At 59.2% G+C, this 25,900-nt stretch carries 26 protein-coding genes; 6 read left to right on the top strand and 20 right to left on the bottom strand.

Annotated elements, in window-relative coordinates; genetic code table 11:
- Positions 1-54: 54 nt before the first annotated feature.
- The 13 genes from tolB to HBO11_RS12385 form a co-directional block, all read right to left on the bottom strand.
- Complete coding sequence (gene tolB, locus HBO11_RS12445) at positions 55-1,335, bottom strand: Tol-Pal system beta propeller repeat protein TolB (RefSeq protein ID WP_169851059.1); 1,281 nt, start codon at positions 1,333-1,335, stop codon at positions 55-57.
- A 17-nt stretch (positions 1,336-1,352) separates the two neighbouring features.
- Positions 1,353-2,426, bottom strand: coding sequence for a cell envelope integrity protein TolA (gene tolA / locus HBO11_RS12440; RefSeq protein ID WP_029300302.1), 1,074 nt, complete (start codon positions 2,424-2,426; stop codon positions 1,353-1,355).
- Positions 2,426-2,878 (bottom strand): protein TolR, encoded by a 453-nt coding sequence (gene tolR / locus HBO11_RS12435; RefSeq protein WP_162473200.1) that lies wholly within the window; start codon positions 2,876-2,878, stop codon positions 2,426-2,428. Before tolR ends, tolA begins: the two co-directional genes overlap by 1 nt.
- Before the next feature lie 23 nt (positions 2,879-2,901).
- Positions 2,902-3,597 (bottom strand): protein TolQ, encoded by a 696-nt coding sequence (gene tolQ / locus HBO11_RS12430; protein WP_029300305.1) that lies wholly within the window; start codon positions 3,595-3,597, stop codon positions 2,902-2,904.
- A 1-nt stretch (position 3,598) separates the two neighbouring features.
- A complete protein-coding gene (gene ybgC / locus HBO11_RS12425; protein WP_169954666.1) occupies positions 3,599-4,054 on the bottom strand; it encodes a tol-pal system-associated acyl-CoA thioesterase in 456 nt (151 codons plus the stop codon).
- 138 nt (positions 4,055-4,192) lie between these two features.
- Positions 4,193-5,251, bottom strand: a complete 1,059-nt coding sequence (ruvB, locus tag HBO11_RS12420; protein WP_169954665.1) for a Holliday junction branch migration DNA helicase RuvB — start codon at positions 5,249-5,251, stop codon at positions 4,193-4,195.
- Positions 5,252-5,863, bottom strand: coding sequence for a Holliday junction branch migration protein RuvA (gene ruvA / locus HBO11_RS12415; protein ID WP_003193868.1), 612 nt, complete (start codon positions 5,861-5,863; stop codon positions 5,252-5,254).
- Between the two features lie 63 nt (positions 5,864-5,926).
- The gene (ruvC, locus tag HBO11_RS12410) at positions 5,927-6,451 is read right to left on the bottom strand and encodes a crossover junction endodeoxyribonuclease RuvC (protein WP_005790910.1); all 525 of its coding nucleotides are present in this window, start codon (positions 6,449-6,451) and stop codon (positions 5,927-5,929) included.
- A 158-nt stretch (positions 6,452-6,609) separates the two neighbouring features.
- Positions 6,610-7,356 (bottom strand): YebC/PmpR family DNA-binding transcriptional regulator, encoded by a 747-nt coding sequence (locus HBO11_RS12405; RefSeq protein ID WP_038442836.1) that lies wholly within the window; start codon positions 7,354-7,356, stop codon positions 6,610-6,612.
- Between the two features lie 135 nt (positions 7,357-7,491).
- Positions 7,492-9,267, bottom strand: a complete 1,776-nt coding sequence (aspS, locus tag HBO11_RS12400) for an aspartate--tRNA ligase (protein WP_029300316.1) — start codon at positions 9,265-9,267, stop codon at positions 7,492-7,494.
- A gap of 110 nt (positions 9,268-9,377) precedes the next feature.
- Complete coding sequence (locus HBO11_RS12395) at positions 9,378-9,599, bottom strand: zinc ribbon domain-containing protein (protein WP_057441377.1); 222 nt, start codon at positions 9,597-9,599, stop codon at positions 9,378-9,380.
- A gap of 162 nt (positions 9,600-9,761) precedes the next feature.
- A complete protein-coding gene (locus HBO11_RS12390; RefSeq protein WP_169954664.1) occupies positions 9,762-10,112 on the bottom strand; it encodes a ribbon-helix-helix domain-containing protein in 351 nt (116 codons plus the stop codon).
- Between the two features lie 192 nt (positions 10,113-10,304).
- The gene (locus HBO11_RS12385) at positions 10,305-10,778 is read right to left on the bottom strand and encodes a Dps family protein (protein WP_029300319.1); all 474 of its coding nucleotides are present in this window, start codon (positions 10,776-10,778) and stop codon (positions 10,305-10,307) included.
- A 407-nt stretch (positions 10,779-11,185) separates the two neighbouring features.
- Here HBO11_RS12385 and HBO11_RS28760 point away from each other — a divergent pair, with 407 nt between their 5' ends.
- Positions 11,186-11,788, top strand: coding sequence for a cold-shock protein (locus tag HBO11_RS28760; protein ID WP_169954663.1), 603 nt, complete (start codon positions 11,186-11,188; stop codon positions 11,786-11,788).
- Positions 11,789-11,870: 82 nt separating this feature from the next.
- On the opposite strand, the gene HBO11_RS12375 is transcribed toward HBO11_RS28760, so the two are convergent.
- Complete coding sequence (locus tag HBO11_RS12375; protein WP_057441383.1) at positions 11,871-12,077, bottom strand: SlyX family protein; 207 nt, start codon at positions 12,075-12,077, stop codon at positions 11,871-11,873.
- A 3-nt stretch (positions 12,078-12,080) separates the two neighbouring features.
- Entirely contained in the window at positions 12,081-12,506 is a 426-nt protein-coding gene (locus HBO11_RS12370; protein WP_169954662.1) for an HIT domain-containing protein, read from the bottom strand.
- Between the two features lie 727 nt (positions 12,507-13,233).
- On the opposite strand from HBO11_RS12370, the gene HBO11_RS12365 reads away from it, so the two are divergent.
- Positions 13,234-14,529 (top strand): OprD family porin, encoded by a 1,296-nt coding sequence (locus HBO11_RS12365; RefSeq protein ID WP_169954661.1) that lies wholly within the window; start codon positions 13,234-13,236, stop codon positions 14,527-14,529.
- A gap of 176 nt (positions 14,530-14,705) precedes the next feature.
- Here the strand turns inward: HBO11_RS12365 and HBO11_RS12360 are convergent, their stop codons facing one another.
- Both HBO11_RS12360 and HBO11_RS12355 read right to left on the bottom strand, forming a co-directional pair.
- On the bottom strand, positions 14,706-15,548 hold the full coding sequence (locus HBO11_RS12360; protein ID WP_169954660.1) for a mechanosensitive ion channel domain-containing protein: 843 nt from the start codon (positions 15,546-15,548) through the stop codon (positions 14,706-14,708).
- Between the two features lie 127 nt (positions 15,549-15,675).
- Positions 15,676-16,161, bottom strand: a complete 486-nt coding sequence (locus tag HBO11_RS12355; RefSeq protein ID WP_007933288.1) for a YajQ family cyclic di-GMP-binding protein — start codon at positions 16,159-16,161, stop codon at positions 15,676-15,678.
- A gap of 137 nt (positions 16,162-16,298) precedes the next feature.
- On the opposite strand from HBO11_RS12355, the gene HBO11_RS12350 reads away from it, so the two are divergent.
- From HBO11_RS12350 to HBO11_RS12340, 3 genes are read left to right on the top strand one after another with little or no spacing between them, the layout of a single operon-like run.
- Entirely contained in the window at positions 16,299-17,216 is a 918-nt protein-coding gene (locus tag HBO11_RS12350; RefSeq protein ID WP_169954659.1) for a putative 2-dehydropantoate 2-reductase, read from the top strand.
- 46 nt (positions 17,217-17,262) lie between these two features.
- Positions 17,263-19,299, top strand: a complete 2,037-nt coding sequence (locus HBO11_RS12345) for an ATP-binding protein (protein WP_169954703.1) — start codon at positions 17,263-17,265, stop codon at positions 19,297-19,299.
- 2 nt (positions 19,300-19,301) lie between these two features.
- Positions 19,302-19,880: a cob(I)yrinic acid a,c-diamide adenosyltransferase gene (locus HBO11_RS12340; protein WP_169954658.1), complete on the top strand. Its 579-nt coding sequence runs from the start codon at positions 19,302-19,304 to the stop codon at positions 19,878-19,880.
- Positions 19,881-20,007: 127 nt separating this feature from the next.
- Here HBO11_RS12340 and HBO11_RS12335 read toward each other — a convergent pair whose 3' ends face one another.
- The 3 genes from HBO11_RS12335 to secA form a co-directional block, all read right to left on the bottom strand.
- The gene (locus HBO11_RS12335; RefSeq protein WP_169954657.1) at positions 20,008-20,952 is read right to left on the bottom strand and encodes a Nudix family hydrolase; all 945 of its coding nucleotides are present in this window, start codon (positions 20,950-20,952) and stop codon (positions 20,008-20,010) included.
- 58 nt (positions 20,953-21,010) lie between these two features.
- A complete protein-coding gene (gene argJ / locus HBO11_RS12330; protein ID WP_169954656.1) occupies positions 21,011-22,228 on the bottom strand; it encodes a bifunctional glutamate N-acetyltransferase/amino-acid acetyltransferase ArgJ in 1,218 nt (405 codons plus the stop codon).
- A 120-nt stretch (positions 22,229-22,348) separates the two neighbouring features.
- The gene (gene secA, locus HBO11_RS12325; RefSeq protein WP_169954655.1) at positions 22,349-25,084 is read right to left on the bottom strand and encodes a preprotein translocase subunit SecA; all 2,736 of its coding nucleotides are present in this window, start codon (positions 25,082-25,084) and stop codon (positions 22,349-22,351) included.
- 308 nt (positions 25,085-25,392) lie between these two features.
- Between secA and HBO11_RS12320 the strand changes: the two genes are divergently transcribed.
- Positions 25,393-25,848, top strand: a complete 456-nt coding sequence (locus HBO11_RS12320) for a DciA family protein (RefSeq protein WP_169954654.1) — start codon at positions 25,393-25,395, stop codon at positions 25,846-25,848.
- Positions 25,849-25,900 lie beyond the last annotated feature (52 nt).

The raw sequence follows: 25,900 nt of genomic DNA, 5'->3' as shown, positions 1-25,900 counted from the left end.
GTGAAACTCCTAATGAACCCCAGTGTGTTAAGTACTTCTTTTTGTAGCGCCGCGTCAGTTCAGGTAAGGGGACCAGGACGGTTCTCTGACTTCGCCTTGTGCGGTAGGAAGCGGGAGCCTTACGCGTCCATTAATGGACACGAGCATCAAGACTCCCCGGCCCTGCTGGCGGGTGGCGTAGATTACCATGGTGCCGTTGGGCGCAACAGTAGGCGACTCATCAAGAGTGCTATCTGTGAGGATTTTTACGCTTCCGCGCTGCAAATCCTGGGCCGCCACCTTGAAATTAGTGAAGCCATCCTGGCGATGGATCATTACTAGGGTCTTTTCATCCGCCGAAAGCTTCGGATTGGCGTTGTAGTTACCAATAAAGGTCACACGCTCCGCACCACCACCGCCAACGCTGCTCTTGTAGATCTGCGGTTTGCCGCCACGGTCTGACGTGAAGTAGATGGTCGAACCATCCTTGCCCCAGAACGGCTCGGTGTTGATACCAGGGCCGGAAGTGACACGGGTGATCTGGCGCGAACCGAGGTTCATCACGTAAATATCCGGGTTACCGTCCTTGGACAGTACGAATGCCAGGCGATTGCCATCCGGCGACCAGGCTGGGGCACCGTTCAGGCCTTCAAAGTTGGTGATCTGCTCACGGCGACCGGTGTCGATGTGCTGGACGAAGATGCGCGGACGCTTCTGCTCGAACGACACGTAGGCAATACGCTTGCCATCTGGCGCAAAACGCGGCGACAGGATCGGCTCGCGCGATTGCAACAGGGTCACTGCACGGGCACCGTCGTAGTCCGAACGTTGCAGGGTGTAGCGGGTGTTGTTCACCGAGAAACGCTCAGCCGTCACGTACAACATGCGGGTAGAGAACGCACCCTTGATACCCACCAGTTTCTCGAACGACTGGTCGGCAATGTAGTGCGCCATGTCCCGCAGTTGGTCAACGCTGCCCGACACGCTACCGGTCAGCACTTGCTGCTCGGTGGCCACGTTGAACAGAGCGTATTGCACCTGCAAGCGACCGCCTGCTGGAACGATGCTACCTACCATCAGGTACTGGGCGCCCAGGGCTTTCCAGTCACGGTAGATCACTTCGCTGCCTTGGGTCGGCTGGCTGATCATGTTCTGTTTCGGAATTGGCGCGTAGTAACCCGAGTTGCGCAGGTCATTACCAATGATTTCCGCCATATCGTCCGGCAGCACGCTGCCGCCCTGCCAGCCAAACGGTACAACCGCAATCGGGGTGGCCCGATCGCTACCGCTGGTTACCAGGATGTTCTTTTCATCCGCCGCCGCTATCCCTGCCATACAGCAAATAACGACAAGCATTCCTCGAAGAAGGTTTCTCACAAGGCTAGATCCTCAGGTGTGAATGTCATCTTGAATGAACGATAGGGAGCGAAGTCGCTTGGTTTCATTCCCTGCATCTCGGTCAACCGGCCAATATTCTTGACCGCTGCAACCGCTGAACTGTCGAACGAACCGTCGCCACTGGACTTGGCCACGCTGACCGAAGTCACCGTACCGTCTGGCAACATGCCGATCTGCAGCACGACTGTCATGCCTTTGCGTGCCGAAGGTGGACGTGTCCAGCCTTCTGCTGCGCGAGCGCGAATCAGATCGTCGAAACTGCCCGCGACTTCGTCACCACGTTCATCGGCCAAGGCCTGCTGACGTTGCGGCGTGTCGGAAAGCAAATCTGCCAAGGCCTGGGCCTTTTTATCTTCGGCGGATTTACGTGCTGCTTCCTGGGCCTTTTTCTTGGAGGCGTCGGCGGCGGCTTTCTTCTTCGCGTCATCGGCGATTTTCTTCTTCGCCTCGTCTGCTTCAGCTTTTTTCTTGGCGTCTTCGGCGGCTTTCTTCTTCGCGTCTTCGACTATCTTTTTCTTGGCTTCTTCAGCGGCCTTTTTCTTGGCCTCTTCTTCAGCCGCTTTCTTGGCTTCTTCTTCAGATTTCTTCTTGGCTATATCAGCCAGTTGTTTCTCTTCGGCTTTTTTGGCTTCAGCAGCTTTCTCGGCTTTCTTGGCTTCATCAGCCTTTTTCGCCTCGTCGGCCTTCTTCGCTTCGTCAGCCTTTTTCGATTCTTCGGCCTTTTGAGCCGCCTCGTCTTTCTTTTGTTCCGCAGCAGCCTTCACCGCTTCCTGCTCGACCTTCTTCTGTTCCATCTGTTCGACTTCAGTCTGGCGCGCAGCCGACTTCTGGGCCTCACCGGCAATCTTCTGATTGGTCTGGGTGGTGGCCTGACTTTTCGATTTCAGCTGATACAGGGTCGCCTGCACGATCGGCTTGGCTGGCGGCAGCTCCGGGGTCATGGCAAAGCTGACAAACAGCATGCCAAACACCAGAACGTGCAGGGCAATCGCCCAGACGCTAGGCCAGAAGAAGCTTTCCGAGGCGGACGGCTCTCGCTGTTGCTGCATCAGGGCGCCTCGGTAATCAAGCCAACATTACCGACCCCGGCCTTCTGCAGCCCGCCCATGGCGCCCATGACGGAGCCGTAGTCGACCGACTTGTCACCGCGGATGAACACCTGGGTGTGCTTGCCGCCTTCATTGCCGGCGCGGATGATTTTGGTCACGGCGTCGGTCATCTGCGGCAAGGTCATGGCCTTGTCCTGTTGCTTCTGGGTGTCGACTTCGCTGCCAAGGTTCCAGTAATAGGTCTTGTCAGCCTTGATCGAAATGGTCAGGACCTGGGTGTTGTTGTCCTGCGGCAAGGCTTCGCTGGAAACCTTGGGCAGATCAACCTTCACCCCCTGATTGAGCATCGGCGCGGTCACCATGAAGATCACCAGCAGCACCAGCATCACGTCGATGTAAGGCACTACGTTCATCTCGGCGACCGGCTTGCGCTTTTTGCGAGCTCGAGCGATTAAAGCCATTGGGAATTACCTGCTTATTCTTCGCTGGTGTGCACTTTACGGTGCAGGATCGCCTGGAATTCATCGGCGAAGGTGTAGTAACGGCCAATCAGGGTTTCGCTGGTGGCGGCGAAACGGTTGTAGGCAATTACTGCGGGGATTGCAGCGAACAAGCCGATGGCAGTGGCGATCAGCGCTTCGGCGATACCCGGGGCCACGGTGGCAAGGGTCGCTTGCTGGGCTGTTGCCAGGCCACGGAAGGAGTTCATGATGCCCCATACGGTGCCGAACAGGCCGATATACGGGCTGACCGAACCGACGGTGGCCAGGAACGGCAGGCTCTGCTCGAGCTTTTCTTCCTCACGGGAGATCGCTACGCGCATTGCACGGGCCACGCCTTCCATGACCGCTTCCGGGTCGACGCCGGACTGCTGGCGCAGGCGGGAAAATTCCTTGAAGCCGGCACGAAAGATCTGCTCGACGCCCGAGTCCGGGTCCGGGTTGCTGCCTGCCTGGCGATACAGCTTGGACAGGTCGATACCCGACCAGAAGCGCTCTTCGAAGCTCTCCAGGGCGCGTCGACCGGCGCGCAGCAGGTTGCTGCGCTGGAAAATCATGACCCATGAGGTAACCGATGCGGCTACCAGGGTCAGCATGACCAGTTGAACCACGACACTGGCATTGCTGACCAGGCTCCACATGGAGGAATGGTCGACGACGGTAGGTTCCACGCTAAATCTCCTGCTTTGATTGTTGACCCGCGCCGCTCACGTTGGCAAAGGCCGCACGTAGAGTTTCGGGAATGGCCCTGGGTTTCAAACTGTTGGTGCGCACACACGCCACCAGGAACTGCCCCTCACAGAGCAGCGTTGCATCCGTTGCCCGCCTGACCTGCTGTTTAAAGCGCAGGCTGGCACGGTTCAATTCGATTACTTGCGCGCTGACCAGCAATTCATCGTCCAGTCGCGCCGGCGCGTAGTAACGGGCCTCGCTGGAATGCACGACAAATAACAGGTCCTCCCCTGCCAGCTGGGATTGGGCAAAGCCCAGCTCCCGTAGCCGCTCGGTTCGAGCCCGCTCCATGAACTTTAGATAATTGACGTAATACACGATGCCGCCCGCATCGGTGTCCTCGTAATAAACGCGACAGCGATGTGCGAACGACTGATCCCCGTTTTGCGCGCGCATACTCTAGTGCTTACTCCTCAGGTTGCCAATCCGGCCAGGCAACTGTTTTTCATTCTCTGCAGTATTTCTAACGAAAGAATGACGACGCCAGCCACTAGGACAGCACAAACGCCGAATAAATCGACCCGCCATGCCTTTTTAATCGTCCACTGCATCGAGGAATTCGTCTACCACAGGCATCTCCCCCAATCGTGACGGAATGTTTAACCCAAAGTGCAGATACGCGTGGCGCGTGACCACCCGCCCCCTTGGCGTACGCATGATGTAACCCTGTTGAATCAGGTACGGCTCCAGCACATCCTCAATGGTATGGCGCTCCTCACTGATGGCGGCGGCCAGGCTATCCACGCCCACCGGCCCACCATCGAACTTCTCGATCATGGTCAACAGCAGGCGCCGGTCCTGATGGTCGAAGCCATGTTCATCGACGTCCAGCAGGTTCAACGCCAGGTCGGCCACGGCCTTGGTGATATGGCCCTTGGCCCGCACCTCGGCAAAATCGCGCACCCGGCGCAGCAAACGGTTGGCAATCCGCGGTGTGCCACGGGCCCTGCGGGCAATCTCGAAGGCGCCTTCCGGGTCGAGCGGCAAGCTGAGAATCCCCGCCGAACGGCTGACAATCGTCGCAAGGTCAGCAGTGCTATAGAACTCTAGACGTTGAACAATGCCGAAACGGTCTCGCAACGGGTTGGTCAACATGCCGGCACGGGTGGTGGCGCCGACCAGGGTAAACGGCGGCAGGTCGAGCTTGATCGAGCGCGCGGCCGGCCCTTCGCCAATCATGATATCCAGCTGGAAATCTTCCATGGCCGGGTATAGCACTTCTTCGACGATGGGCGACAACCGGTGGATTTCGTCGATGAACAGCACGTCATGGGGTTCAAGGTTGGTCAGCAACGCAGCCAGGTCGCCCGGGCGCTCCAGCACAGGGCCGGAGGTGCTCTTGATCGACACGCCCATTTCCTGGGCGATGATGTTGGCCAGGGTAGTCTTGCCCAGCCCCGGCGGGCCGAAGATCAGCGTGTGGTCCAGGGACTCGGCACGCCCACGTGCCGCCTGGATGAACAGCTCCATCTGCTCGCGCACGGTGGGCTGGCCAATGTAATCGGCAAGGCTCAGGGGGCGGATGGCCCGGTCCTGGACCTCTTCACGGTCGCGAGGGCCGGTGGCTGCAATCAGACGATCAGCTTCAATCACTTAAATCATTCCCTTCAGGGCTCGGCGGATCATGTCTTCAGCGCTCAGGTTCTTGTCCTTGATGGCCGACACTGCCTTGCTGGCCTCCTGTGGCTTGTAGCCAAGGGAGATCAGCGCATTGACGGCGTCACTTTCGGCGCTGGCGACTTGGGCCGCCGGCATATCCGGCTGGTTTGGCACCAGCGCAAACATGCTTGGCACCACTTCCCAGGCTTTGAAGCGATCCTTGAGCTCCACCAGCAGGCGCTCAGCGGTTTTTTTGCCGACACCCGGCACCTTGGTCAGCGCCGAGGTGTCCTGGGCCGAAACAGCACGTACCAACTCGTCCACTTCCAGGCTCGACATCAAGGCCAGGGCCAGTTTCGGGCCAACGCCATTGAGGCGGATCAGCTCGCGGAAGAAGTCGCGGTCGCGCTTGCCGATGAAACCATAGAGTAGTTGCGCGTCTTCGCGCACCACCAGATGGGTGTGCAACGTTATCGGTTCACCGACCGACGGTAGGCGGTACAGGGTGGTCATGGGCACTTCCAGCTCATACCCCAGCCCGTTTACATCCAGAATCAGGTGCGGCGGCTGTTTCTCAGCCAGGGTGCCGCGCAAGCGTCCAATCACGGTTCAGATCCTTAAAGCTTGAGGTCAGATCGAGGCCCGACCATAACGATTGCGCTGATGCTATCAGAGACGCAGGCGCCCGCCACGACTGCGTGCCGTGCCAAGGCCGTGAGGCAGCAGGCTGGAGCGGGTGTGGGCATGGCAAATGGCGATGGCCAGGGCGTCAGAAGCGTCGATCTGTGGCTTGGAGGTGAGTTTGAGCATGTGCATGACCATCATCTGCACCTGCTCTTTATTCGCCGCGCCGGTGCCAACCACCGCCTGCTTGACCTGGGTCGCGGTGTATTCGGCGATTTCCATGCCCTCCTCCGCTCCGGCGACGATGGCGGCGCCGCGGGCCTGGCCCAGCTTGAGGGCCGAGTCGGCATTTTTGGCCATGAATACCTTTTCGATGCCCATGGTCACCGGCCCGTAGGTCTGGATCACTTCACGTACGCCGCGATAGACGATCTGCAAACGCTCGGCCAGCTCCCCGGCGCCGGTACGGATACATCCCGACGCCACGTAGATACAGCCACGCGGGGTCTGCTGCACCACGCCAAAGCCGGTGATGCGCGAACCGGGGTCGATACCTAGGATTAAAGTCATAACGCCTGCAGGTTGGGTAAACACATTTTTTGATACAGCGAAGATCCAATGTGGGAGCGGGCTTGCTCGCGAAAGCGGTGTTTCAGTCAACGCATGTACTGACTGACAAACCGCTTTCGCGAGCAAGCCCACTCCCACATTATGGTCTACACCAGCCTTCAGACTAGCTGTGCGGCCACGTCTTCTGGAATGTCGGCGTTGGAGTAGACGTTCTGCACATCATCCAGGTCTTCAAGCATGTCCAGCATCTTGAGCACCTTCTGCGCGCCGTCCAGGTCCAGTTCGGCGCTGGTGGTCGGCAGCATGACGATTTCCGCGTCGGTGCCTTTGAAACCCGCCGCTTCCAGGGCGTTACGCACCGCGTAGAAGCCGGCAAACGAGGTGAATACGTCGATGGAGCCGTCTTCGTTGGTCACCACGTCGTCGGCATCCGCCTCCATCGCAGCTTCCATCAGCGCGTCTTCATCGGTGCCCGGCGCGAAGGTAATCTGGCCCTTGCGCTCGAACAGATAGGCTACCGAACCATCCGTACCCAGGTTGCCGCCACACTTGCTGAACGCATGGCGTACGGCCGCCGCGGTACGGTTGCGGTTGTCGGTCATGCACTCAACCATCACCGCAACGCCGCCCGGGCCGTAGCCTTCATAGGTCAATTCGACCATATCGTCGGTATCGGCCGCACCGGCCCCGCGGGCCACGGCGCGATCGATGATGTCGCGGCTCATGTTGGCGCCCAGGGCCTTGTCCAGCGCCAGGCGCAGGCGTGGGTTGGAGCCAGGATCACCGCCGCCCTGGCGGGCAGCGACGGTCAGTTCACGAATCCACTTGGTGAAGATCTTGCCTTTCTTGGCATCCTGACGCTCTTTGCGGTGCTTGATGTTCGCCCACTTGGAATGGCCAGCCATAACACAACTCCGAAATTCTCTAGAAACCTTTCAATCCCGCCCAAGGCGAGATTTCCCTCTTTTAAACGCAAAGGCGCATCCGAAGATGCGCCTTTTTGACTGCGTACAACCTTATCGCGCTTTCACGCCGCAGCCTTACTCAGCCTTCGGCGCCTCGCGCAGACGGATGTGCAGCTCGCGCAGTGCCTTGGCATCCACCACACCTGGAGCCTGGGTCATGACGTCCGCAGCACTCTGGGTTTTCGGGAAGGCAATCACTTCACGGATCGACTGGGCACCGGTCATCAGCATCACCAGGCGGTCAAGGCCGAAGGCCAGGCCACCGTGGGGTGGAGCACCGTATTTCAGGGCGTCGAGCAGGAAGCCGAACTTCTCTTCCTGTTCCGCTTCGTTGATGCCCAACAGGCGGAACACCGACTGCTGCATCTCTTTGCGGTGGATACGGATCGAACCGCCACCCAGCTCAGTGCCGTTGAGCACCATGTCGTAGGCACGGGACAGGGCGCCAGCCGGGTTGGCTTCCAGCTCCTGCGGCGTGCACTTGGGTGCGGTGAACGGGTGATGCAGGGCGCTGAAGCTGCCGTCGTCGTTCTCTTCGAACATCGGGAAGTCGACGACCCACATCGGTGCCCACTTGCAGGTCAGCAGGTCGAGGTCGTGGCCCAGCTTGATCCGCAGCGCGCCCAGGGCTTCGCTGACGATCTTGGCCTTGTCGGCGCCGAAGAACACGATATCGCCATCGACTGCGCCAACGCGATCGAGGATCACATTGAGCTTGTCTTCCGGGATGTTCTTGACGATTGGCGACTGCAGGCCTTCAACACCCTTGGCGCGCTCGTTGACCTTGATGTAAGCCAGGCCCTTGGCGCCGTAGATGCCGACGAACTTGGTGTAGTCGTCGATCTGTTTGCGCGGCATGCTCGCCCCGCCTGGCACACGCAGTGCGGCAATGCGGCATTTCGGGTCGTTGGCCGGGCCGCTGAATACCTTGAAGTCGACTTCCTTGAGCTGGTCGGCAACGTCGACCAGCTCCAGCGGGTTGCGCAGGTCTGGCTTGTCGGAACCGTAGCGGCGCATGGCTTCTTCGAAGGTCATGTGCGGGAACTCGCCGAATTCCAGGTCCAGCACTTCCTTGAACAGGTTGCGGATCATTTCTTCGGTCAGGCCCATGATCTCTTTTTCATCGAGGAAGCTGGTCTCGATGTCGATCTGGGTGAATTCCGGCTGGCGGTCGGCGCGCAGGTCTTCGTCGCGAAAGCACTTGGCGATCTGGTAGTAGCGGTCGAAGCCAGCGACCATCAGCAGTTGCTTGAACAGCTGCGGCGACTGCGGCAAGGCGAAGAAGCTACCGGCGTGGGTACGGCTTGGCACCAGGTAGTCACGTGCGCCTTCTGGCGTAGCACGGGTCAGGATCGGCGTCTCGACGTCGAGGAAGCCGTTCTCGTCGAGGAAGCGACGGATGCTGGTGGTCATGCGCGAGCGCAGGCGCAGCTTCTCGGCCATTTCCGGACGACGCAGGTCGAGGAAGCGATAACGCAGGCGGGTTTCTTCGCCAACGTCGGAGAACTCGTTGAGTGGGAACGGCGGGGTTTCCGACTCGTTAAGCACTTCCAGCTCGTAGCCCAGGACTTCGATCATGCCCGACGCCATGTTGGCGTTGGTGGCACCGGCCGGACGCAGGCGTACCTTGCCGGTGATTTTCACGACGTATTCGCTGCGCACGCGGTCAGCGGCGGCGAAGCTCTCGGCGCGATCCGGGTCGAATACCACCTGGGCCAGACCGTCACGATCACGGATATCGAGGAAAATCACCCCGCCATGGTCGCGGCGACGGTGAACCCATCCGCAAAGGGTGATTTCCTGACCTTCCAGGGTCTCGTTCAGTTGGCCGCAATAGTGGCTGCGCATCATGGTAGTGGTTTCACTTCTCGTAATTCGAAATTCGGTGGAGTTCCTGCTCGGACACCGCACCTATTAAGTCAGGCCACGGATAATGCAGGAGCTCGCGCGTAGAGTTCAACTCAGTCTGCTTTGTCGCCGCCCGCCAGATTCTTCTTGGCGCCGGTCTTGAAGTCCGTCTCGTACCAGCCGCTACCGCTCAGGCGAAAGCCCGGCATCGACAACATTTTTTTCAGCTCGGGCGCCTGGCAAGCAGGGCAATCGACCAACGGCGCGTCGCTGATCTTTTGAATGGCTTCCAACTGATGACCACAGGAAGCGCATTGGTAATCGTACATGGGCATGGAATATCTCGGCGATCACGTCACTGCTGCGCCACGCTCCGTACCAGCCGGTATGCGCAGCAAAGGGCGAGATTATATCCGTTAAATCGAGGCTGTGCAGCCGTGGCAACGTGCAGCCCACTTAGACCAACACCTCTGCCCCCCTGATACGGGACAACCGGCCTACATCACGCCAGCCTGATCTGCGGCGCATACCTGCCCTTTCAACGCATGAACCACACAGACCACCCTGACCAGGCCGCTGAAATTCTTGACCCCGCCATAACGCAAGTGCACCTCGCGATCCACATAGGACAGCAGCGCACTGACCGAACAGGTATTGATCCTGGCTATTTCACCAAGAATGTTCCAATAGACTTCTTCAAGCCGCAGGCATGTCGAAAAACCATTCAACCGGACAGAACGTGATAATGGCCGGGCCAACGCCATATCGAACCCTTTGACGAAGGGATCGATCTTTGTCTTGTAGACCCCGGAAGTTTCCAGCACACCTTTACTCATACTACGCGACATACACTTGACACTCCCTTGCCAAACGGCTCTTGAATACACGGCTGTTATTGGCCGTTGAGCCTATAAAACATCAAGCAGGCAAGTGCAGCCAGAAGACGGAGAGTCGCGGCTCGTAGGACAAGCCAACGCATATATCAGGAAGCAATCAGGTGCAGCCAGCGGCGCCTGCCGGGCACCACTGGCCTGCAGGGCTTACTTGCCTTCGAGCAGCGAGCGCAGCATCCAGGCGGTTTTTTCGTGGATCTGCATGCGCTGGGTCAGCAGGTCCGCGGTCGGCTCGTCGCTGACTTTATCCAGCAACGGGAAGATCCCGCGTGCAGTGCGGGTAACCGCTTCCTGCCCATCGACAAGTTGCTTGATCATGTTTTCAGCGCTGGGTACGCCTTCTTCTTCCTTAATCGAAGACAGACGGGCATAGATAGAGTAAGCACCCGGCGCTGGAAAGCCCAGGGCACGAATACGTTCGGCAATGGAGTCAACTGCCAGCGCCAGTTCGTTATATTGCTCTTCAAACATCAAGTGCAATGTGCGAAATTGCGGCCCGGTAACGTTCCAATGGAAGTTATGGGTTTTCAAATACAGTACATAGGTATCTGAAAGCAGCCGTGAAAGTCCGTCAACAATGGATTTACGATCTTCTTCACTGATACCGATATCGATTGCCATGTCTATTCCCTTCAATTGATGAATATTCATTGATCAGGTGCTTACCCACTCTAGCAAGAGTGCTCGCCTTGCGCAGCCCTGCCGCCGCACTCGGCCTGCGGCAAATCGCCCCTTTGCAACGCGCTCGACCACGAACGGCAAGGCCTGGCACGGTGAAAAACACCCGCACCTGTCTAGGACAAGGGTTTGCCGCATAAATGCCATGATCTTCGCAACGCCTTGAAACGCTTGATTTGAGAAGGCACAGGCTTTGCTGTTAAATAGGCAGCGTGTCGCCACCGCTATTTCCTGCGGCAAGCGGCATAGGCTGAATAATCGCGCACGTGTCCAACGCCTCCCATTGTTCAGAAGCGAACCGTGCCAGTCAGCTCTTCCTTCGTGATCCGTCTTAACGTGAGTTAATCAAAATGTTGAAAATCGTCCACCTGCTAACGGGCGCTGCAGCTTTGCTGCTGTCCTTTATCCCGAGCCTGCAACCAGAAAGCCTGCCGTACCTGCAACAACACGACGCGCTGTACCTGGCTCTGTTCGGCCTTCTCAACCTGACGCTGGCGCCAGTGATCCCCTACTGGAACAAAGGCACACGCCATCAACTGCAAAACCTGGTCAGCGCACTGCTGGTGCTGACTGTCGTCGTACAAACCCTCACCCTCCTGGCCCCCATGCCTGAAGTCGGTGGCCATCCAGCCATCCTGCTCAGCCTGGCCATTGCCGTAGTCGCTATCGTTCTTCACCTGGCCATCAGCTTCTACCGTTCGTCTGCCCCGGCCTCCTCGCAAAACTACGATATGACCAACCGGGATACCGGGACCGTCAAGTGGTTCAACACCTCCAAAGGCTTCGGTTTTATTTCCCGGGATTCGGGCGACGATATCTTCGTCCACTTCCGAGCCATTCGCGGCGAAGGCCATCGTGTCCTGGTGGAAGGCCAGCGCGTGGAGTTCTCCGTGATGAACCGTGACAAAGGCCTGCAAGCTGAAGACGTGATCGCCGCCCTGCCGCGTCGCTGATCCCAGAACAGGCCCGAAAAAAAACCGCGATGCAGTTGATACTGCATCGCGGTTTTTTATCGCCGGGAGTTTACCCGCCCCCTTAATAATGAGGCGGCGGCGCTTCTTCCTCGGAGGATTCGAACTGCCCGCCCATTTCTTCCTGACGCTTGAGTAAGGCCGTCATCTGCAATTGCAGGCGTTCTACCGCTCGTTGCTGGGCAACCAGGATGTCATTCAAGGTCTCGATGGTGTCGTCCTGGAAAGCCAGGCGGCTCTCAAGGTCCATCACGCGGTCTTGCAGGTCCATGGCTCAGTCCTGGGCAAAAGTGAATTCGGGCGGCAACAACTCGCGCAGGCGGGTACGAATCAGCGCGACCTGAGCGTCGGTATAAGGCACCGCCGGGTGCCTGCCCCAGACGGGGGCAGGCCAAGCCGCATCGTCGCGTTTGCGCACAATCACGTGCACATGCAGCTGGTTGACCACGTTACCCAGGGCGCCAATGTTCATTTTATCGGCGCCAAACCCGTCATTGAGCAACCGCGCCAACGTCGCGGTTTCTTGCCACAGGCGGGACTGGTCGTCCGCGTCGAGCTGGAACACTTCGCTGATACCGGCAATGCGCGGCACCAGGATAAGCCAGAGGTAGTTAGAGTCATTGGACAGCAGCAGCCGGCACAGGGGGAATTCCCCGATGGGCAAGGTGTCGTTTTGCAGACGTGGATCCAAGGCGAACACCGCAGGCACTCCGTTCGGCTAGTCAGTTTCAGGCGCCCAGCATACCTGCGAATGGCGGCTGCTTCACGGGGCAATCCGCGCGCGCGCCATGGGCAATCTCACGACCGGGCACCGACGCACCAAAATGAGTCTTTTATGCCCCGCATCGGGCAGGGCCTATCCGCCGATTACTCACCGTGCAGGGTGAACCGGTAACATTTCTGACAGAAACACATTTTTATCCGTTCGAAATCCCGCACAGCCGAGGCCCTGAATTCCAAAAAAAACCACGCAAAAGCCCCGTGCCCAGGCGGTTTTCACAGACCCAGCACATTTTTCACGAAAAAATGACATCTGCCCGGCAGTTTGAGCACGCTTGTTGCATTCACTCCCCTATCGTCGACAACGGCACCTGCCAGGAAGGCAGTGCTTCACGATAAAAACAACAGTGAGTCAATACAAAAACAGGAAGTTTTAAACTTTGAACAGGGTACTTTGCACCTCTGTCCAGGGTATTAAAAACAGTATTGAAGTTGTCAGTCTGGTTACAAGCAGACTGTAGATTTGCGACATGGATCTAGCAATTTACGACAGCCTCGTAAAGAAGCTGAAAGGACAGATGTGCAAGTATCGCCAATTATTGCCAGCGTGCTATAAGTTTGCGCTGTCACAAAAAAGAAAGAGCCGCCCAGACAAAAATATAGGTGGGACGGCAGTACTCTTCCTAAAACCAAAGGAGCAAATCACGATGCGCGTGATGAAGTGGAGCATGATCGCCCTCGCTGTTTCAGCAGGCACCTCACAGTTCGCAATGGCGTCCGCCCAAGACGATGCCAAGGGCTTTGTCGAAGACAGTACCTTCAGCATCAATACCCGCACCCTGTACTTCAGCCGAGACAACCGCAACAACAAGTCGGGCACAAGCTACACCCGGGAAACCGGCCTGGGCTTCAACGGTTTGTACCAGTCGGGCTTCACCCAGGGCACCATCGGTGTGGGTGTTGACGTTATCGGCCTGCTCGGCGTGAAACTGGACAGCGGCAGAGGCCGTAATGGCACTGGCTTGTTCCCGGAAGGTTCGGATGGCCGCTCAGAGGATGAATACTCCAAGGGCGGCGGCGCCATCAAGTTCCGCCTCTCCAATACCGTGCTGAAAGTCGGCGACCAGTACACCACCGCACCGGTATTCGCATCCGACGACAGTCGCTTGCTGCCAGAGCTGCCACAAGGTATCTCGATCGTCAGTAACGAGATCAAGGACCTCAAGCTGGAAGCCGGTCACTTCACTTCCAGCGTTGCCCAGGCGCAGACCTTCAAGGACAGTATCCTCGACTTCCCTGAAACCTCCCGAGGCATCAAGCAAGCCAATTTCGTAGGCGGCACCTACGGTTGGACGCCTGAGTTCACCACCAGCCTCTACTACTCGAAAGTCGAAGACTACTGGCGCAAATACTACGCCAACGTCAACTGGACCCACGCCCTGAGCGATGACCAGTCGGTGGCCGTAGACTTCAACATCTATGACACCAAGAGCGACGGTGCCGGCCTGCAACGCGCCTACAAAGACGACGTTACCAAACTCGACAACCGCGCATTCAGCTTGCAGGGTGCCTACACCATCGGTGCACACACCTTCACCCTGGCGGCCCAGAAGGTTACCGGTGACGGCGACTACGGCTACGGCATCGACGGCGGCGGCACAGTGTTCCTGGCCAACTCCATTGCACGTTCCGACTTCAACGCCGAAGGCGAGAAATCCTTCAAGGCCCGTTACGACCTCGACATGGCCACCTTCGGTGTACCTGGCCTGAGCTTCCTGGCTGCGTACGTCACCGGTAGCGGCGCCAACACCGCCCTGACCTCGAACGGCAAAGAATGGGAACGCGATCTTGAAGCCAAGTACGTGATCCAGAGCGGCCCGGCCAAAGACCTGAGCCTGCGTATTCGCCAAGCGACTTATCGTTCGTCTGATGGCGTTTACTACGGTTCTTCGTCCATCGATGAACTGCGTCTGATTGCGCAATACCCGTTGAACATCTTGTAATCAAAGATGCCCGAGGGCTTCGGCCCTTAATGAAAAAGCCGCTCACTTTTAACCAGTGGGCGGCTTTTTTATTACACTTTTATTTCTGCGACCTTGATAACTAGCAAGCTAACTATCAAGTTTATTATCGAGACAAAACCTGACTCTTCAGCCAAGTTAAATCCCTGCACCCGTTCTTATTTGGCAGGCGCTTCTTGCATCACGCGAATAACGCGCTGCGGGAACGGGATATCAATTCCGGCCGCTTTCAAACGGTCCCGCGCCAGTTCATTGAACATGAACATCACGTCCCAATAATCCGCAGTCTTGGTCCATACGCGCAGGGAAACAGTGATCGAACTGTCGCCCAAGGTCGAAATTACTGCGACCGGCTCTGGATCCGCCAGAACCCGTGGATCCTTGGCCAATTCCAGCAGCACTTGACGGGCTTTCTGCAAATCGGCTTCGTAGTCGACACCCACGTCAAACACCACCTTGCGGGTTGGTTGGCGATTGGTGTTGGTGATGATGCCGTTGGACAAGATGCCGTTAGGCACAATGACCGTCTTGTTATCGCCGGTGCGGATCACCGTGTGGAAGATCTGGATGCTATCGACGGTACCCGCCGTGCCCTGGGCTTCGATCCAATCACCGATACGGAACGGGCGGAACAGCAGAATCAGCACGCCACCGGCAAAGTTGGCCAGGCTACCTTGCAACGCCAGGCCAATGGCCAGGGTCGCGGCACCGATCGCGGCGACAAACGAGGTGGTTTCGACTCCGATCATCGAGGCTACGCTGACGATCAGCATCACCTTGAGCACGATGTTCGCAAGGCTGGTCACAAAGCCCTGCAACGCCAGGTCCGCATTGCGCAGGGCCAGCAGGCGTCCTACCTTGTGGGTCAGCTTGTTGATCAGCCACCAGCCAATGGCCAGGGTCAATACCGCCAGCAATACGCGGCTGCCGTATTCCATGATCATCGGGACCCAGGCTTGGGAAGCCTTGATCAATTGATCCACTTCAGCGTTCAAATCCATCTAGATTCTCCTGTCTAGCACTGCAAATAAAGGTCGCCACAGCAATTGAGCCCCGAAGGGCTCAATCGTTTCTGCAGGTTCTGGGGCGTGGGACGTCGAAAAGCCCCGCGGGTTCCCCAAAACCGGATCAGTCGCGGAAGTTATTGAACTGCAGCGGCATATCGAAGGTCTTGGCGCGCAGGGCGGCAATCGCCTCCTGCAAGTCGTCGCGCTTCTTGCCAGTGATACGCACCTGCTCGCCCTGGATTGCGGCCTGGACCTTGAGCTTGGCATCCTTGACGTGAGCGACGATCTTCTTCGCCAGCTCCTTGTCGATACCTTCCTTGAGCACGGCCTCCTGCTTCATCAACTTGCCCGACGCATAGGCATCCTTGACTTCAAGGCATTGCACGTCGATTTTGCGCTTGACCAGGGCCAGCTTGAGGATCTCGATCATCGCTTCGAGCTGGAAATCGGCTTCAGCGGTCAGGTTGACCGTCAGTTCCTTTTCCTTGAACTCGAAGCTGCCCTTGCCTTTCAAGTCATAACGACGGTCCAGCTCCTTGACGGCGTTCTCGACGGCGTTGGTGACTTCGTGCTTGTCCAGTTCAGATACCACGTCGAACGACGGCATGTAGTTTCTCCAATAAAAAAGGGGCGCGGCTCAGTAGAGATGGAGCACGCCTGGCTTGCGGGTAAAATGCCGGGGCATTATAACGACTCTTTACCCTGAGCTGCTTGGCTCACCCAGCGGCTTACGGAGCAAAATTGATGTCCACCACCTGGCATGTCCTCGGCGCAGGCAGTCTCGGCACATTATGGGCCACACGCCTGGCCCGCGCAGGCCTGCCCGTTACGCTGATCCTGCGAGACCAGGCGCGCCTGGCCCGCTACCGGGCAGCGCCGGGGCTGACCCTGGTCGAGCAAGGGCATGCCCAGACTTATCCGGTGACGGCACAAACATCCGACAGCCCCGAGCCGATTGATCGCCTACTGGTCGCGTGTAAAGCCTACGACGCACCTGGTGCCGTCGCTCAGTTGGCCCAACGCCTGACACCCAACGCCGAGGTGATCCTGCTGCAGAACGGCCTGGGCAGCCAGGACGCGGTTGCCGCGCAACTGCCCCAGGCGCGTTGCATCTTCGCTTCCAGCACCGAGGGTGCGTTTCGCCAGAACGATGGCAGCGTAGTGTTCGCCGGCCATGGCTTTACCTGGCTGGGTGACGCCACCCATCCCACGGCGCCGCTGTGGCTGGACGACTTGCAAGCCGCCGGCATTCCCCACCAGTGGAGCACCGATATCCTCACGCGCCTGTGGCGAAAACTGGCACTCAACTGTGCGATCAATCCTCTGACTGTGCTCTATCAATGCCGCAATGGCGGACTACAGGCGCATCAATGCGAAGTATCGACCTTGTGCGCCGAACTCGCCGAGCTGCTGGAGTGCTGCGGCCAGCCGGCGGCAGCCCAGGATTTGCAAACCGAAGTGGAGCGGGTGATCCAGGCGACGGCGGCGAACTTCTCGTCGATGTACCAGGATGTGGCCAACGGGCGGCGCACCGAGATCAGCTATCTGCTCGGCCATGCCTGCCAGGCGGCCTTGCGCCATCGCCTGAGCTTGCCACACCTGCAACAACTGCAGGTGCGCCTGGCCGGTTACCTGGACGCACGCGGATTGCCCCGCGACTGAGGCACGCGCTACCCTGCCGACTTGATCCTTGCCTGCGAACAACCTGATGCCACTGCGCCAGCGTCTCGAAAATCTCCCCGTTGGGCAGAAACTGCTGGCGGCCCTGCTGGTACTGCTGACCACCGTGCTGCTGGTGGCCAACCTGACCTTTATCAGCGCCGCCTACTGGATCTCCCAGGAAAGCATGGCCCCGCAAGCCTTGCAGGCTATTGGCCGGCTGGTCTCCAACCCGGCCCTCGCCGCGCAAGCCCTGGATTCTCCCGCCAAGGCCGACGCCCTGCTCAACGAGCTGACCAGCTATTCGCCACTACGGGCGGCGGCCCTGTATGACGGTGAAGGCAGTCGCCTGGCGCAGCTACAACACGGCGACCGCCTGCAACTGCCGGCACACTACCGCGACATCGAAGCCTGGCGGGTCACCGAATTTCGCAGCAATCAAATCATCACCCTGCCCCGCCCCGGCTTGCCCTCGGGGCATTTGCTGCTGGTGGCCAGTAGCGAACTGCCGGTCGCCTTCTACACCGGCACCCTGACCGCCAGCCTCGGCATCCTGATTTTCAGCATCCTGCTGTGGCTGGTGATCGCCCGACAGATCAAGCGCCTGATTACCCGGCCCATCCATGAGCTGGAAGAATTGTCGCGCCAGGTCACCCGCGAGGAGAACTACGCCCTGCGGGCCGGGCGCGGCAACCATGACGAAATCGGCAGCCTGGCCGAAGCGTTCAATACCATGCTGTCACGCATCGAAGCCCGCGAGCAGCAGCTCAAGCGTGCGCGGGACGACTCCCAGGCCGCCTATGACCAGGCCCAGGGCCTGGCCGAGGAAACACGGCATACCAACCGCAAGCTGGAGCTGGAAGTCCAGGTGCGCAGCAAAATCGAGAAAAAACTCACCGGTTTCCAGAATTATCTGAACAGCATCATCGACTCCATGCCATCTGCCTTGATCGCCCTGGACGAGCAGCTCTACGTCACCCAATGGAACCAGGAAGCCAGTGCCCTGTCCGGCACACGCCTGGGCGAAGCCCTGAACCAGCCGATCTTCCTTGCCTTCGAGCCGCTCAAGCCCTACCTGCCGCAGCTCAAGGCCGCGGTGGAACAGCACACGGTGGAGCGCATCGAGCGTGTCACCTGGATCAAGGACGACGAGCCCAAGCACTATGCCCTGACCTTTTACCCGCTGATGGGCGGCGCCGGGCGCGGGGTGGTGATCCGCATCGATGACATCACCCAGCGTCTGTCCCTGGAAGAGATGATGGTGCAGTCGGAAAAAATGCTGTCGGTCGGCGGGCTGGCAGCGGGCATGGCCCACGAGATCAACAACCCCCTGGGGGCGATCCTGCATAACGTGCAAAACATCCGGCGGCGGCTGTCGGCGGACCTCCCGAAAAACCAGGAGCACGCCGAACAGGTGGGCGTGGAACTGGAGACGGTCAACCGCTACCTGCAAAGCCGCGAAGTACCGCAACTGCTCGACGGCATCCAGCAAGCCGGGGCCCGTGCGGCAAAAATCGTCACCCATATGCTCAGTTTCAGCCGCCGCAGCAATCGCCAGATGGCACCTTGCGACCTGCCAGCGTTGATCGACCAAGCGGTAGAAATTGCCGGTAACGACTTCGACCTGGCCATCGGCTTCGACTTCAAGGGCCAGGCAATCATCCGCCAGTTCGATCCTTTGCTGGGCCCGGTGCCTGGCACCGCCAACGAGCTGGAGCAGGTGCTGCTCAACCTGCTGAAAAACGCCGCCCAGGCCATCCACCTGCGCGAAGACGACAGCGAGCCGGGGCGCATCATCCTGCGCACCCGGCTCAACCCACCATGGGCCGAGATCCAGGTAGAGGACAATGGCATCGGCATGAGTGAGAACGTGCGCAAGCGCACCTTCGAGCCCTTCTTCACCACCAAGGAAATCGGCCAGGGCACGGGGCTCGGCCTGTCGGTCTCGTACTTCATCATCACCAACAATCACAAGGGCCAGATGGAGGTTCACTCCACCCTGGGCCAGGGCACCTGTTTCACCTTGCGCCTGCCGTTGGCCGGCAGCCAGCTTGCCCCCCACGAACTGACTCAACTGGAGCACTGACCATGGGCTTTCGCCTGTCGAAAATTTACACCCGTACCGGCGACAAAGGCGAAACCGGCCTGGGTGACGGCCGCCGCGTGCCCAAGGATCACCCCCGGGTGGAGGCGATCGGAGAGGTGGACAGCCTCAACAGCCAATTGGGCCTGCTGCTGGCCGGGCTTGAGGAGCAAAGCGGCCAGCATCCGGCGTTGAAGGATGTGATCGAGGTACTGACACCCTGCCAGCATCGACTGTTTGACCTGGGTGGCGAATTGGCGATGCCGGTCTATAAGGCACTCAATGCGGGCGAGGTGGACCGGCTGGAAGCGGCGATTGATCGCTGGAATGAAGAAGTGGGGCCGTTGGAAAACTTCATCCTGCCCGGTGGTTCGGCGCTGATTGCCCAGGCCCATGTGTGCCGTAGCCTGGCCCGCAGCGCCGAGCGGCGCTGCCAGCAATTGAATGCACTGGAGCCGTTGGAGGGGGTAGGTTTGGCGTACATCAACCGGCTATCGGATTTGCTGTTTGTGGCAGCAAGGGTGATTGCCAGGCGGCAAGGGGTTGCGGAGGTTTTGTGGCAGGCGGCGGCTAAGCCGCACTGAGGTTATTGCTGGATTTTGTATTGCTTGAGCGGGCCTCATCGCGGGCAAGCCCGCTCCCACATTTTGATTTGTGAATACATTCAAATGTGGGAGCTGGCTTGCCTGCGATGGGGCCGGCACTGACGACTCACACCTCAGGCCAGAACGCCCGAATCCCCGCAACACCCTGCGCCCCGCTCTCCCAGGCCTTCTCCCGCTCGTCAGGCCCAACCCCACCCAACAGGAACACAGGCTTGCTGAAGCCTTTGATCAACTGCGCCGCCTGCTCCCAACCCAACGGCTGTGCATCAGGGTGAGTCTGGGTCGGCTGCACCGGCGACAGGGTGACGAAGTCCACGTCCATCAATTCGGCAAATGCCAGTTCTTCGGCATTGTGGCAAGACGCCGCCAACCAGCGGTCCTTGGGCAACGGCCGGCCTTTGCTGGCGTATTTGCGCAGTTGCGCCGAAGTCATGTGCCATCCCGCCGCAGGGAAGTCGCCGAGCCATTCGAATGGCCCCTTGAGCATCAACTGCGCCTTGCCGGCACACAATCCCACTGCATCCACCGCCAGGTCGCGGTACTTGGGGTCGTAGCCATTGGGCGCGCGCAACTGAATCAGCTTGGTGCCACCGGCAATGGCTTTCTGGATACCGCGCAACAGCACCGGGGTTTCCAGTTCGCCTGGGGTGATCAGGTAGTCGGCGGGCAGGCGGGCAGCAGCGACGATTGGTGCGTTGGCCGCTGGAAACTCGTAGCTCTGCAAGTCCCGTGGCGCCACCCATTCAAGAGGCTGCCCTTCTGCGCCATGGGGCTCGCCGGTAAACGCCGAAACCTCCCAGACATCCAGCAGCACCTGCTTGTCCGGGTAATCATGCTGAACCTGGATCAACGGCCGTGCGGTAGTGACCTGGATACCCAGTTCCTCCAGCAGCTCTCGGCCCAGTGCGGCAAAAACCGATTCATCGGCCTCCACCTTGCCTCCTGGAAACTCCCATAGGCCGCCCTGGTGCTGGGTGTCTGCACGACGCGCGAGCAAAATCCGGCCATCGGTACCGCGAATGACTGCGGCTGCTACATGAACTCGTTTCACGGTATTACGTCCTCTAAGCCGGCGCCTGCCGGGGCATTGCCAATGCCCCGAACAGGTATCAGGTGCGGTATTCGGCGTTGATCTTCACGTACTCGTGGGACAGGTCAGTGGTCCAGATCGTTTCGCTGCACTCACCGCGCCCCAGTTCGATACGGATGGTAATTTCTTCCTGCTGCATCACCGCCGAGCCCTGGGCTTCGGTGTAGGTTTGAGCACGGGCGCCACGGCTGGCGATGCACACATCGCCGAGGAACACGTCGATCTTGCTCACATCCAGGTTCGGCACGCCGGCACGGCCAACTGCAGCGAGGATCCGGCCCCAGTTCGGGTCGGACGCAAACAGCGCGGTCTTGATCAGCGGCGAGTGGGCCACGGTGTAGCCGACATCCAGGCATTCCTGGTGATTGCCGCCGCCGTTGACTTCAACGGTGACGAACTTGGTCGCGCCTTCGCCGTCACGCACGATGGCCTGGGCCACTTCCATGCACACTTCAAATACTGCCTGCTTCAACGCCGCGAACAGCGGGCCGTTGGACGAGGTGATTTGCGGCAGGTTGGCTTTGCCGGTGGCAATCAACATGCAGCAGTCGTTGGTCGAGGTATCGCCGTCGATGGTGATGCGGTTGAATGACTTGTTGGCGCCATCGAGCATCAGGTTTTGCAGCACGTCACGGGAGACGTTGGCGTCGGTGGCGATGTAGCCGAGCATGGTCGCCATGTTCGGGCGGATCATGCCCGCGCCTTTGCTGATGCCGGTCACGGTGACGGTCACGCCTTCATGCACGAACTGGCGGCTGGCGCCCTTGGGCAAGGTGTCGGTGGTCATGATCCCGGTGGCCGCTGCCGCCCAGTTATCCACGGACAGGTCGTCCAGCGCGGCTTGCAATGCGCCTTCGATTTTTTCCACGGGCAACGGCTCGCCGATCACCCCGGTGGAGTACGGCAGCACCTGGCTGGCGTCCACGCCGGTCAACTCCGCGAGTTTGGCGCAGGTGCGCGCAGCCGCGGCCAGGCCAGGCTCGCCGGTGCCGGCGTTGGCATTGCCGGTGTTGGTCAACAGGTAGCGCACCGGGCCTTCGACACGTTGCTTGGCGAGGATCACGGGCGCCGCGCAAAACGCGTTCAGGGTGAACACGCCGGCGATGGTCGAACCTTCGGCACAGCGCATCACTACCACGTCTTTGCGCCCGGGGCGCTTGATACCGGCCGAAGCGATACCGAGTTCAAAACCGGCAACCGGGTGCAACGTGGGCAAAGGACCAAGACCAACAGCCATGAATGCGCTCCTTAACGATGTGATGTCTGCACCGTCGTCGTCGACGGTGATTAAATGGCAAAACGCCGCGACGGCTGATGCCGGTCGCGGCGCGGGGTATTGCAGCTTCAGGCAAAAATCTTAATTGATTTCGCCGTGGCAGTGTTTGAACTTCTTGCCCGAACCGCACCAGCACGGCTCGTTGCGGCCCAGCTTCTGCTCATTGCGTACCGGCGCCTGGGCCAGGGCCACATCGACCTCTTCGCCCAACACTTGCGGCGACTCAAGGCCTGGTGCTTCGTCATGCTGGAACTGCATGCGCGCGGCAAGGGCTTCGGCTTCCTGGCGCAGACGGGCTTCTTCCTCGATCGGGTCTTCGCGACGCACCTGAACATGGGACAGCACACGAATCGAATCGCGCTTGATCGAATCCAGCAACTCGGAGAACAGCGTGAACGACTCGCGCTTGTACTCCTGCTTCGGGTTCTTCTGGGCGTAGCCACGCAGGTGGATGCCGTGACGCAGGTGGTCCATGGTCGACAAGTGGTCTTTCCACAGGTCGTCCAGCACGCGCAGAACGATTTGCTTCTCGAAGGTGCGCAGCGCTTCGGCGCTGGCTTGCTCTTCTTTCTCGTTGTACGCGGCCAGCAGTTCGGCCATCAGTTTTTCGCGCAGGGTTTCTTCGTACAGGTGGTCGTCTTCGTCGAGCCATTGCTGGACCGGCAGATCGACACCGAAGTCGCTCTTCAACGCCGCTTCCAGGCCGGCAACATCCCACTGCTCAGGCAGGGACTGTGGCGGGATATGGGCGCTGACGGTAGCGTTGAGCACGTCCTGACGGAAGTCGGCGATGGTTTCGCCAATGTTGTCAGCGGCCAGCAACGTGTTACGCATGTGATAAATCACTTTACGCTGTTCGTTGTTGACGTCATCGAACTCCAGCAATTGCTTACGAATGTCGAAGTTACGGCCTTCGACCTTGCGCTGGGCCTTTTCGATGGCGTTGGTCACCATGCGGTGCTCGATCGCTTCGCCGGACTGCATGCCCAGGGCCTTCATGAAGTTCTTCACCCGATCCGAGGCAAAGATACGCATCAGGCTGTCTTCCAGGGACAGGTAGAAGCGGCTGGAACCGGCGTCGCCCTGGCGACCGGCACGGCCACGCAGCTGGTTGTCGATACGGCGCGATTCGTGACGCTCGGACGCGATCACCTGCAAACCACCGGATTCCAGCACCGCCTGGTGGCGTTTCTGCCAGTCGGCCTTGATCTGGGCGATCTGCTCAGGGGTCGGGTTGTCCAGGGAAGCCACTTCCACTTCCCAGTTGCCGCCCAACAGAATGTCGGTACCACGACCGGCCATGTTGGTGGCGATGGTCAGCGCGCCAGGGCGACCGGCCTGGGCAATGATCTCGGCTTCTTTTTCGTGGAACTTGGCGTTGAGGACCTTGTGCTCGATACCTTCCTTGTTGAGCAGGTTCGACATGTGCTCGGAGGTTTCGATGGTCGCAGTACCCACCAGGACCGGACGGCCTTGGGTCATGCACTCCTTGATGTCGGCGACGATGGCCGCGTATTTCTCGTCAGCGGTCAGGAACACCAGGTCGTTGTAGTCTTTACGCGCCAGCGGTTTGTTCGGTGGGATGACCATCACCGACAGACCGTAAATCTGGTGGAATTCGAACGCTTCGGTATCAGCGGTACCGGTCATGCCGGACAGCTTGTTGTACAGGCGGAAGTAGTTCTGGAAGGTGGTCGAGGCCAATGTCTGGCTCTCGGCCTGGATATTGAGCACTTCCTTGGCTTCGATGGCCTGGTGCAGGCCTTCGGACAAACGACGACCGGGCATGGTACGGCCGGTGTGTTCGTCGACCAGTACCACCTGGCCGTCCTGGACGATGTATTCAACGTTGCGGTGGAACAGCTTGTGGGCGCGCAGGCCGGCATACACGTGGGTCAGCAGGCCCAGGTTGTGTGCCGAGTACAGGCTTTCGCCTTCCGCCAGCAGGCCGATCTGGGTCAGCATCTCTTCGACGAACTGGTGACCGGCTTCGTTGAGCTCGACCTGGCGGGTCTTCTCGTCGATGGAGTAATGACCTTCTTTGGTCACCACGCCTTCCACTTCCTCGATATGTTGCTCAAGGCGCGGGATCAGCTTGTTGATCTCGGTGTACAGGCGCGAGCTGTCCTCGGCCTGGCCGGAGATGATCAGCGGGGTACGGGCTTCGTCGATGAGGATGGAGTCGACTTCGTCGATCACGGCAAAGTTGAGTTCGCGCTGGAATTTTTCTTCCATGCTGAACGCCATGTTGTCGCGCAGGTAGTCGAAACCGAATTCGTTGTTGGTGCCGTAGGTGATGTCGGCGGCGTAGGCGGCGCGCTTCTCTTCCGGCGGCTGGAACGGCGTTACCACGCCGACGGTCAGGCCGAGGAATTCATACAGCGGGCGCATCCAGTTGGCGTCCCGGCGGGCCAGGTAGTCGTTCACCGTCACAACGTGCACGCCCTTGCCGGACAGTGCGTTGAGGTAAACACCCAGGGTTGCTACCAGGGTCTTGCCTTCACCGGTACGCATTTCGGCGATCATGCCTTCATGCAGGGTCATGCCGCCGATCAACTGGACGTCGAAGTGGCGCATGCCCATCACCCGCTTACCGGCTTCGCGGGCGACCGCAAAGGCTTCGGGCAGCAGTTTGTCGAGGGTTTCACCTTTGGCTATGCGGGCCTTGAACTCTTCGGTCTTGGCGCGCAATTGCTCGTCCGACAAAGCAACCATCTGCTCTTCGAAGGCATTGACCAGCTGCACCGTCTTGAGCATGCGTTTGACTTCGCGCTCATTCTTGCTTCCAAAAAGTTTCTTTAACAAAGGCGCAAACATATCGGCAGGTTCTTCCACACATTAGGGATGAAGGGGCGCCCCGTAAGTCGCCCGAGCAGCCCTCACGGCCGCATGCGAACGAGCATTCTACCCGGAAACGAGGGTGAGGAAAGTGGCGTTGTTCCACGATGCAGACACAGCGTTACGGGAGGGCTTGTTTAAAATAAGGGCTTTTTGCTGAACTTCAACCCATTCGAGCGAGAAGTTACTTATTGATTTAATGGATAAACTGCTGACAAAGCAATGACCAAGGTGCCGCACACGCTTTCTGCTACCATGGCCGCTCTGTTACCTAAGGTGTCTAGATCATGGCATTTCGCCCTCTTACGGCCCGTGCTCCCGCCGTGTTGCTGCGCGAAGCCAAGCCATTAAAAGCCATCTTTGGCCATGCGCAACGCCTGGGCCACCTGCAACGCCTTCTGGAAACCCAACTACAACCTGCGGCCCGCGAGCACTGTCATGTGGCGTCATGGCGTGAAGGCACGCTACTGCTGATCGTCACCGATGGGCATTGGGCGACCCGCCTGCGCTACCAGCAAAAACGCTTGCAGCGCCAGTTACAGGCGTTTGATGTGTTTGCCAGCCTGCTGCGCATTCAGTTCAAGGTCCAGCCACCGACCGTACAGCAAGGTGCGGTGGGGCATACCATGGATTTGTCGGTGAATGCCGCCGAAACCATCCAGGCGACGGCGGACGGGATTAGCGATCCAAAGCTGCGTGCGGCGCTGGAGCGGCTGGCCAGTCATGGCAAGCCCAAGGCCTGAAACTGCACAACCCCAAGTAGGAGCGAGCTTGCTCGCGATTGCGGCGTGCCAG

The sequence above is a fragment of the Pseudomonas sp. WS 5010 genome, assembly GCF_012985565.1.
Classification (GTDB): Bacteria; Pseudomonadota; Gammaproteobacteria; order Pseudomonadales; family Pseudomonadaceae; genus Aquipseudomonas.
The sequence above is the reverse complement of the archived record's forward strand: the minus strand, read 5'-3'. Positions and strand labels throughout refer to the sequence as shown.

What these genes read in the sequence shown, in the direction of transcription:
- tolB (WP_169851059.1), bottom strand. Translation starts at nt 1,335, where the DNA reads ATGCTTGTCGTTATTTGCTGTATGGCAGGGATAGCGGCGGCGGATGAA.
- tolA (WP_029300302.1), bottom strand. Translation starts at nt 2,426, where the DNA reads ATGCAGCAACAGCGAGAGCCGTCCGCCTCGGAAAGCTTCTTCTGGCCT.
- ybgC (WP_169954666.1), bottom strand. Translation starts at nt 4,054, where the DNA reads ATGCGCGCGCAAAACGGGGATCAGTCGTTCGCACATCGCTGTCGCGTT.
- ruvC (WP_005790910.1), bottom strand. Translation starts at nt 6,451, where the DNA reads ATGACTTTAATCCTAGGTATCGACCCCGGTTCGCGCATCACCGGCTTT.
- HBO11_RS12405 (WP_038442836.1), bottom strand. Translation starts at nt 7,356, where the DNA reads ATGGCTGGCCATTCCAAGTGGGCGAACATCAAGCACCGCAAAGAGCGT.
- aspS (WP_029300316.1), bottom strand. Translation starts at nt 9,267, where the DNA reads ATGATGCGCAGCCACTATTGCGGCCAACTGAACGAGACCCTGGAAGGT.
- HBO11_RS12395 (WP_057441377.1), bottom strand. Translation starts at nt 9,599, where the DNA reads ATGCCCATGTACGATTACCAATGCGCTTCCTGTGGTCATCAGTTGGAA.
- HBO11_RS12390 (WP_169954664.1), bottom strand. Translation starts at nt 10,112, where the DNA reads ATGTCGCGTAGTATGAGTAAAGGTGTGCTGGAAACTTCCGGGGTCTAC.
- HBO11_RS12385 (WP_029300319.1), bottom strand. Translation starts at nt 10,778, where the DNA reads ATGGCAATCGATATCGGTATCAGTGAAGAAGATCGTAAATCCATTGTT.
- HBO11_RS28760 (WP_169954663.1), top strand. Translation starts at nt 11,186, where the DNA reads ATGTTGAAAATCGTCCACCTGCTAACGGGCGCTGCAGCTTTGCTGCTG.
- HBO11_RS12375 (WP_057441383.1), bottom strand. Translation starts at nt 12,077, where the DNA reads ATGGACCTGCAAGACCGCGTGATGGACCTTGAGAGCCGCCTGGCTTTC.
- HBO11_RS12365 (WP_169954661.1), top strand. Translation starts at nt 13,234, where the DNA reads ATGCGCGTGATGAAGTGGAGCATGATCGCCCTCGCTGTTTCAGCAGGC.
- HBO11_RS12360 (WP_169954660.1), bottom strand. Translation starts at nt 15,548, where the DNA reads ATGGATTTGAACGCTGAAGTGGATCAATTGATCAAGGCTTCCCAAGCC.
- HBO11_RS12355 (WP_007933288.1), bottom strand. Translation starts at nt 16,161, where the DNA reads ATGCCGTCGTTCGACGTGGTATCTGAACTGGACAAGCACGAAGTCACC.
- HBO11_RS12350 (WP_169954659.1), top strand. Translation starts at nt 16,299, where the DNA reads ATGTCCACCACCTGGCATGTCCTCGGCGCAGGCAGTCTCGGCACATTA.
- HBO11_RS12345 (WP_169954703.1), top strand. Translation starts at nt 17,263, where the DNA reads ATGCCACTGCGCCAGCGTCTCGAAAATCTCCCCGTTGGGCAGAAACTG.
- HBO11_RS12340 (WP_169954658.1), top strand. Translation starts at nt 19,302, where the DNA reads ATGGGCTTTCGCCTGTCGAAAATTTACACCCGTACCGGCGACAAAGGC.
- argJ (WP_169954656.1), bottom strand. Translation starts at nt 22,228, where the DNA reads ATGGCTGTTGGTCTTGGTCCTTTGCCCACGTTGCACCCGGTTGCCGGT.
- secA (WP_169954655.1), bottom strand. Translation starts at nt 25,084, where the DNA reads ATGTTTGCGCCTTTGTTAAAGAAACTTTTTGGAAGCAAGAATGAGCGC.
- HBO11_RS12320 (WP_169954654.1), top strand. Translation starts at nt 25,393, where the DNA reads ATGGCATTTCGCCCTCTTACGGCCCGTGCTCCCGCCGTGTTGCTGCGC.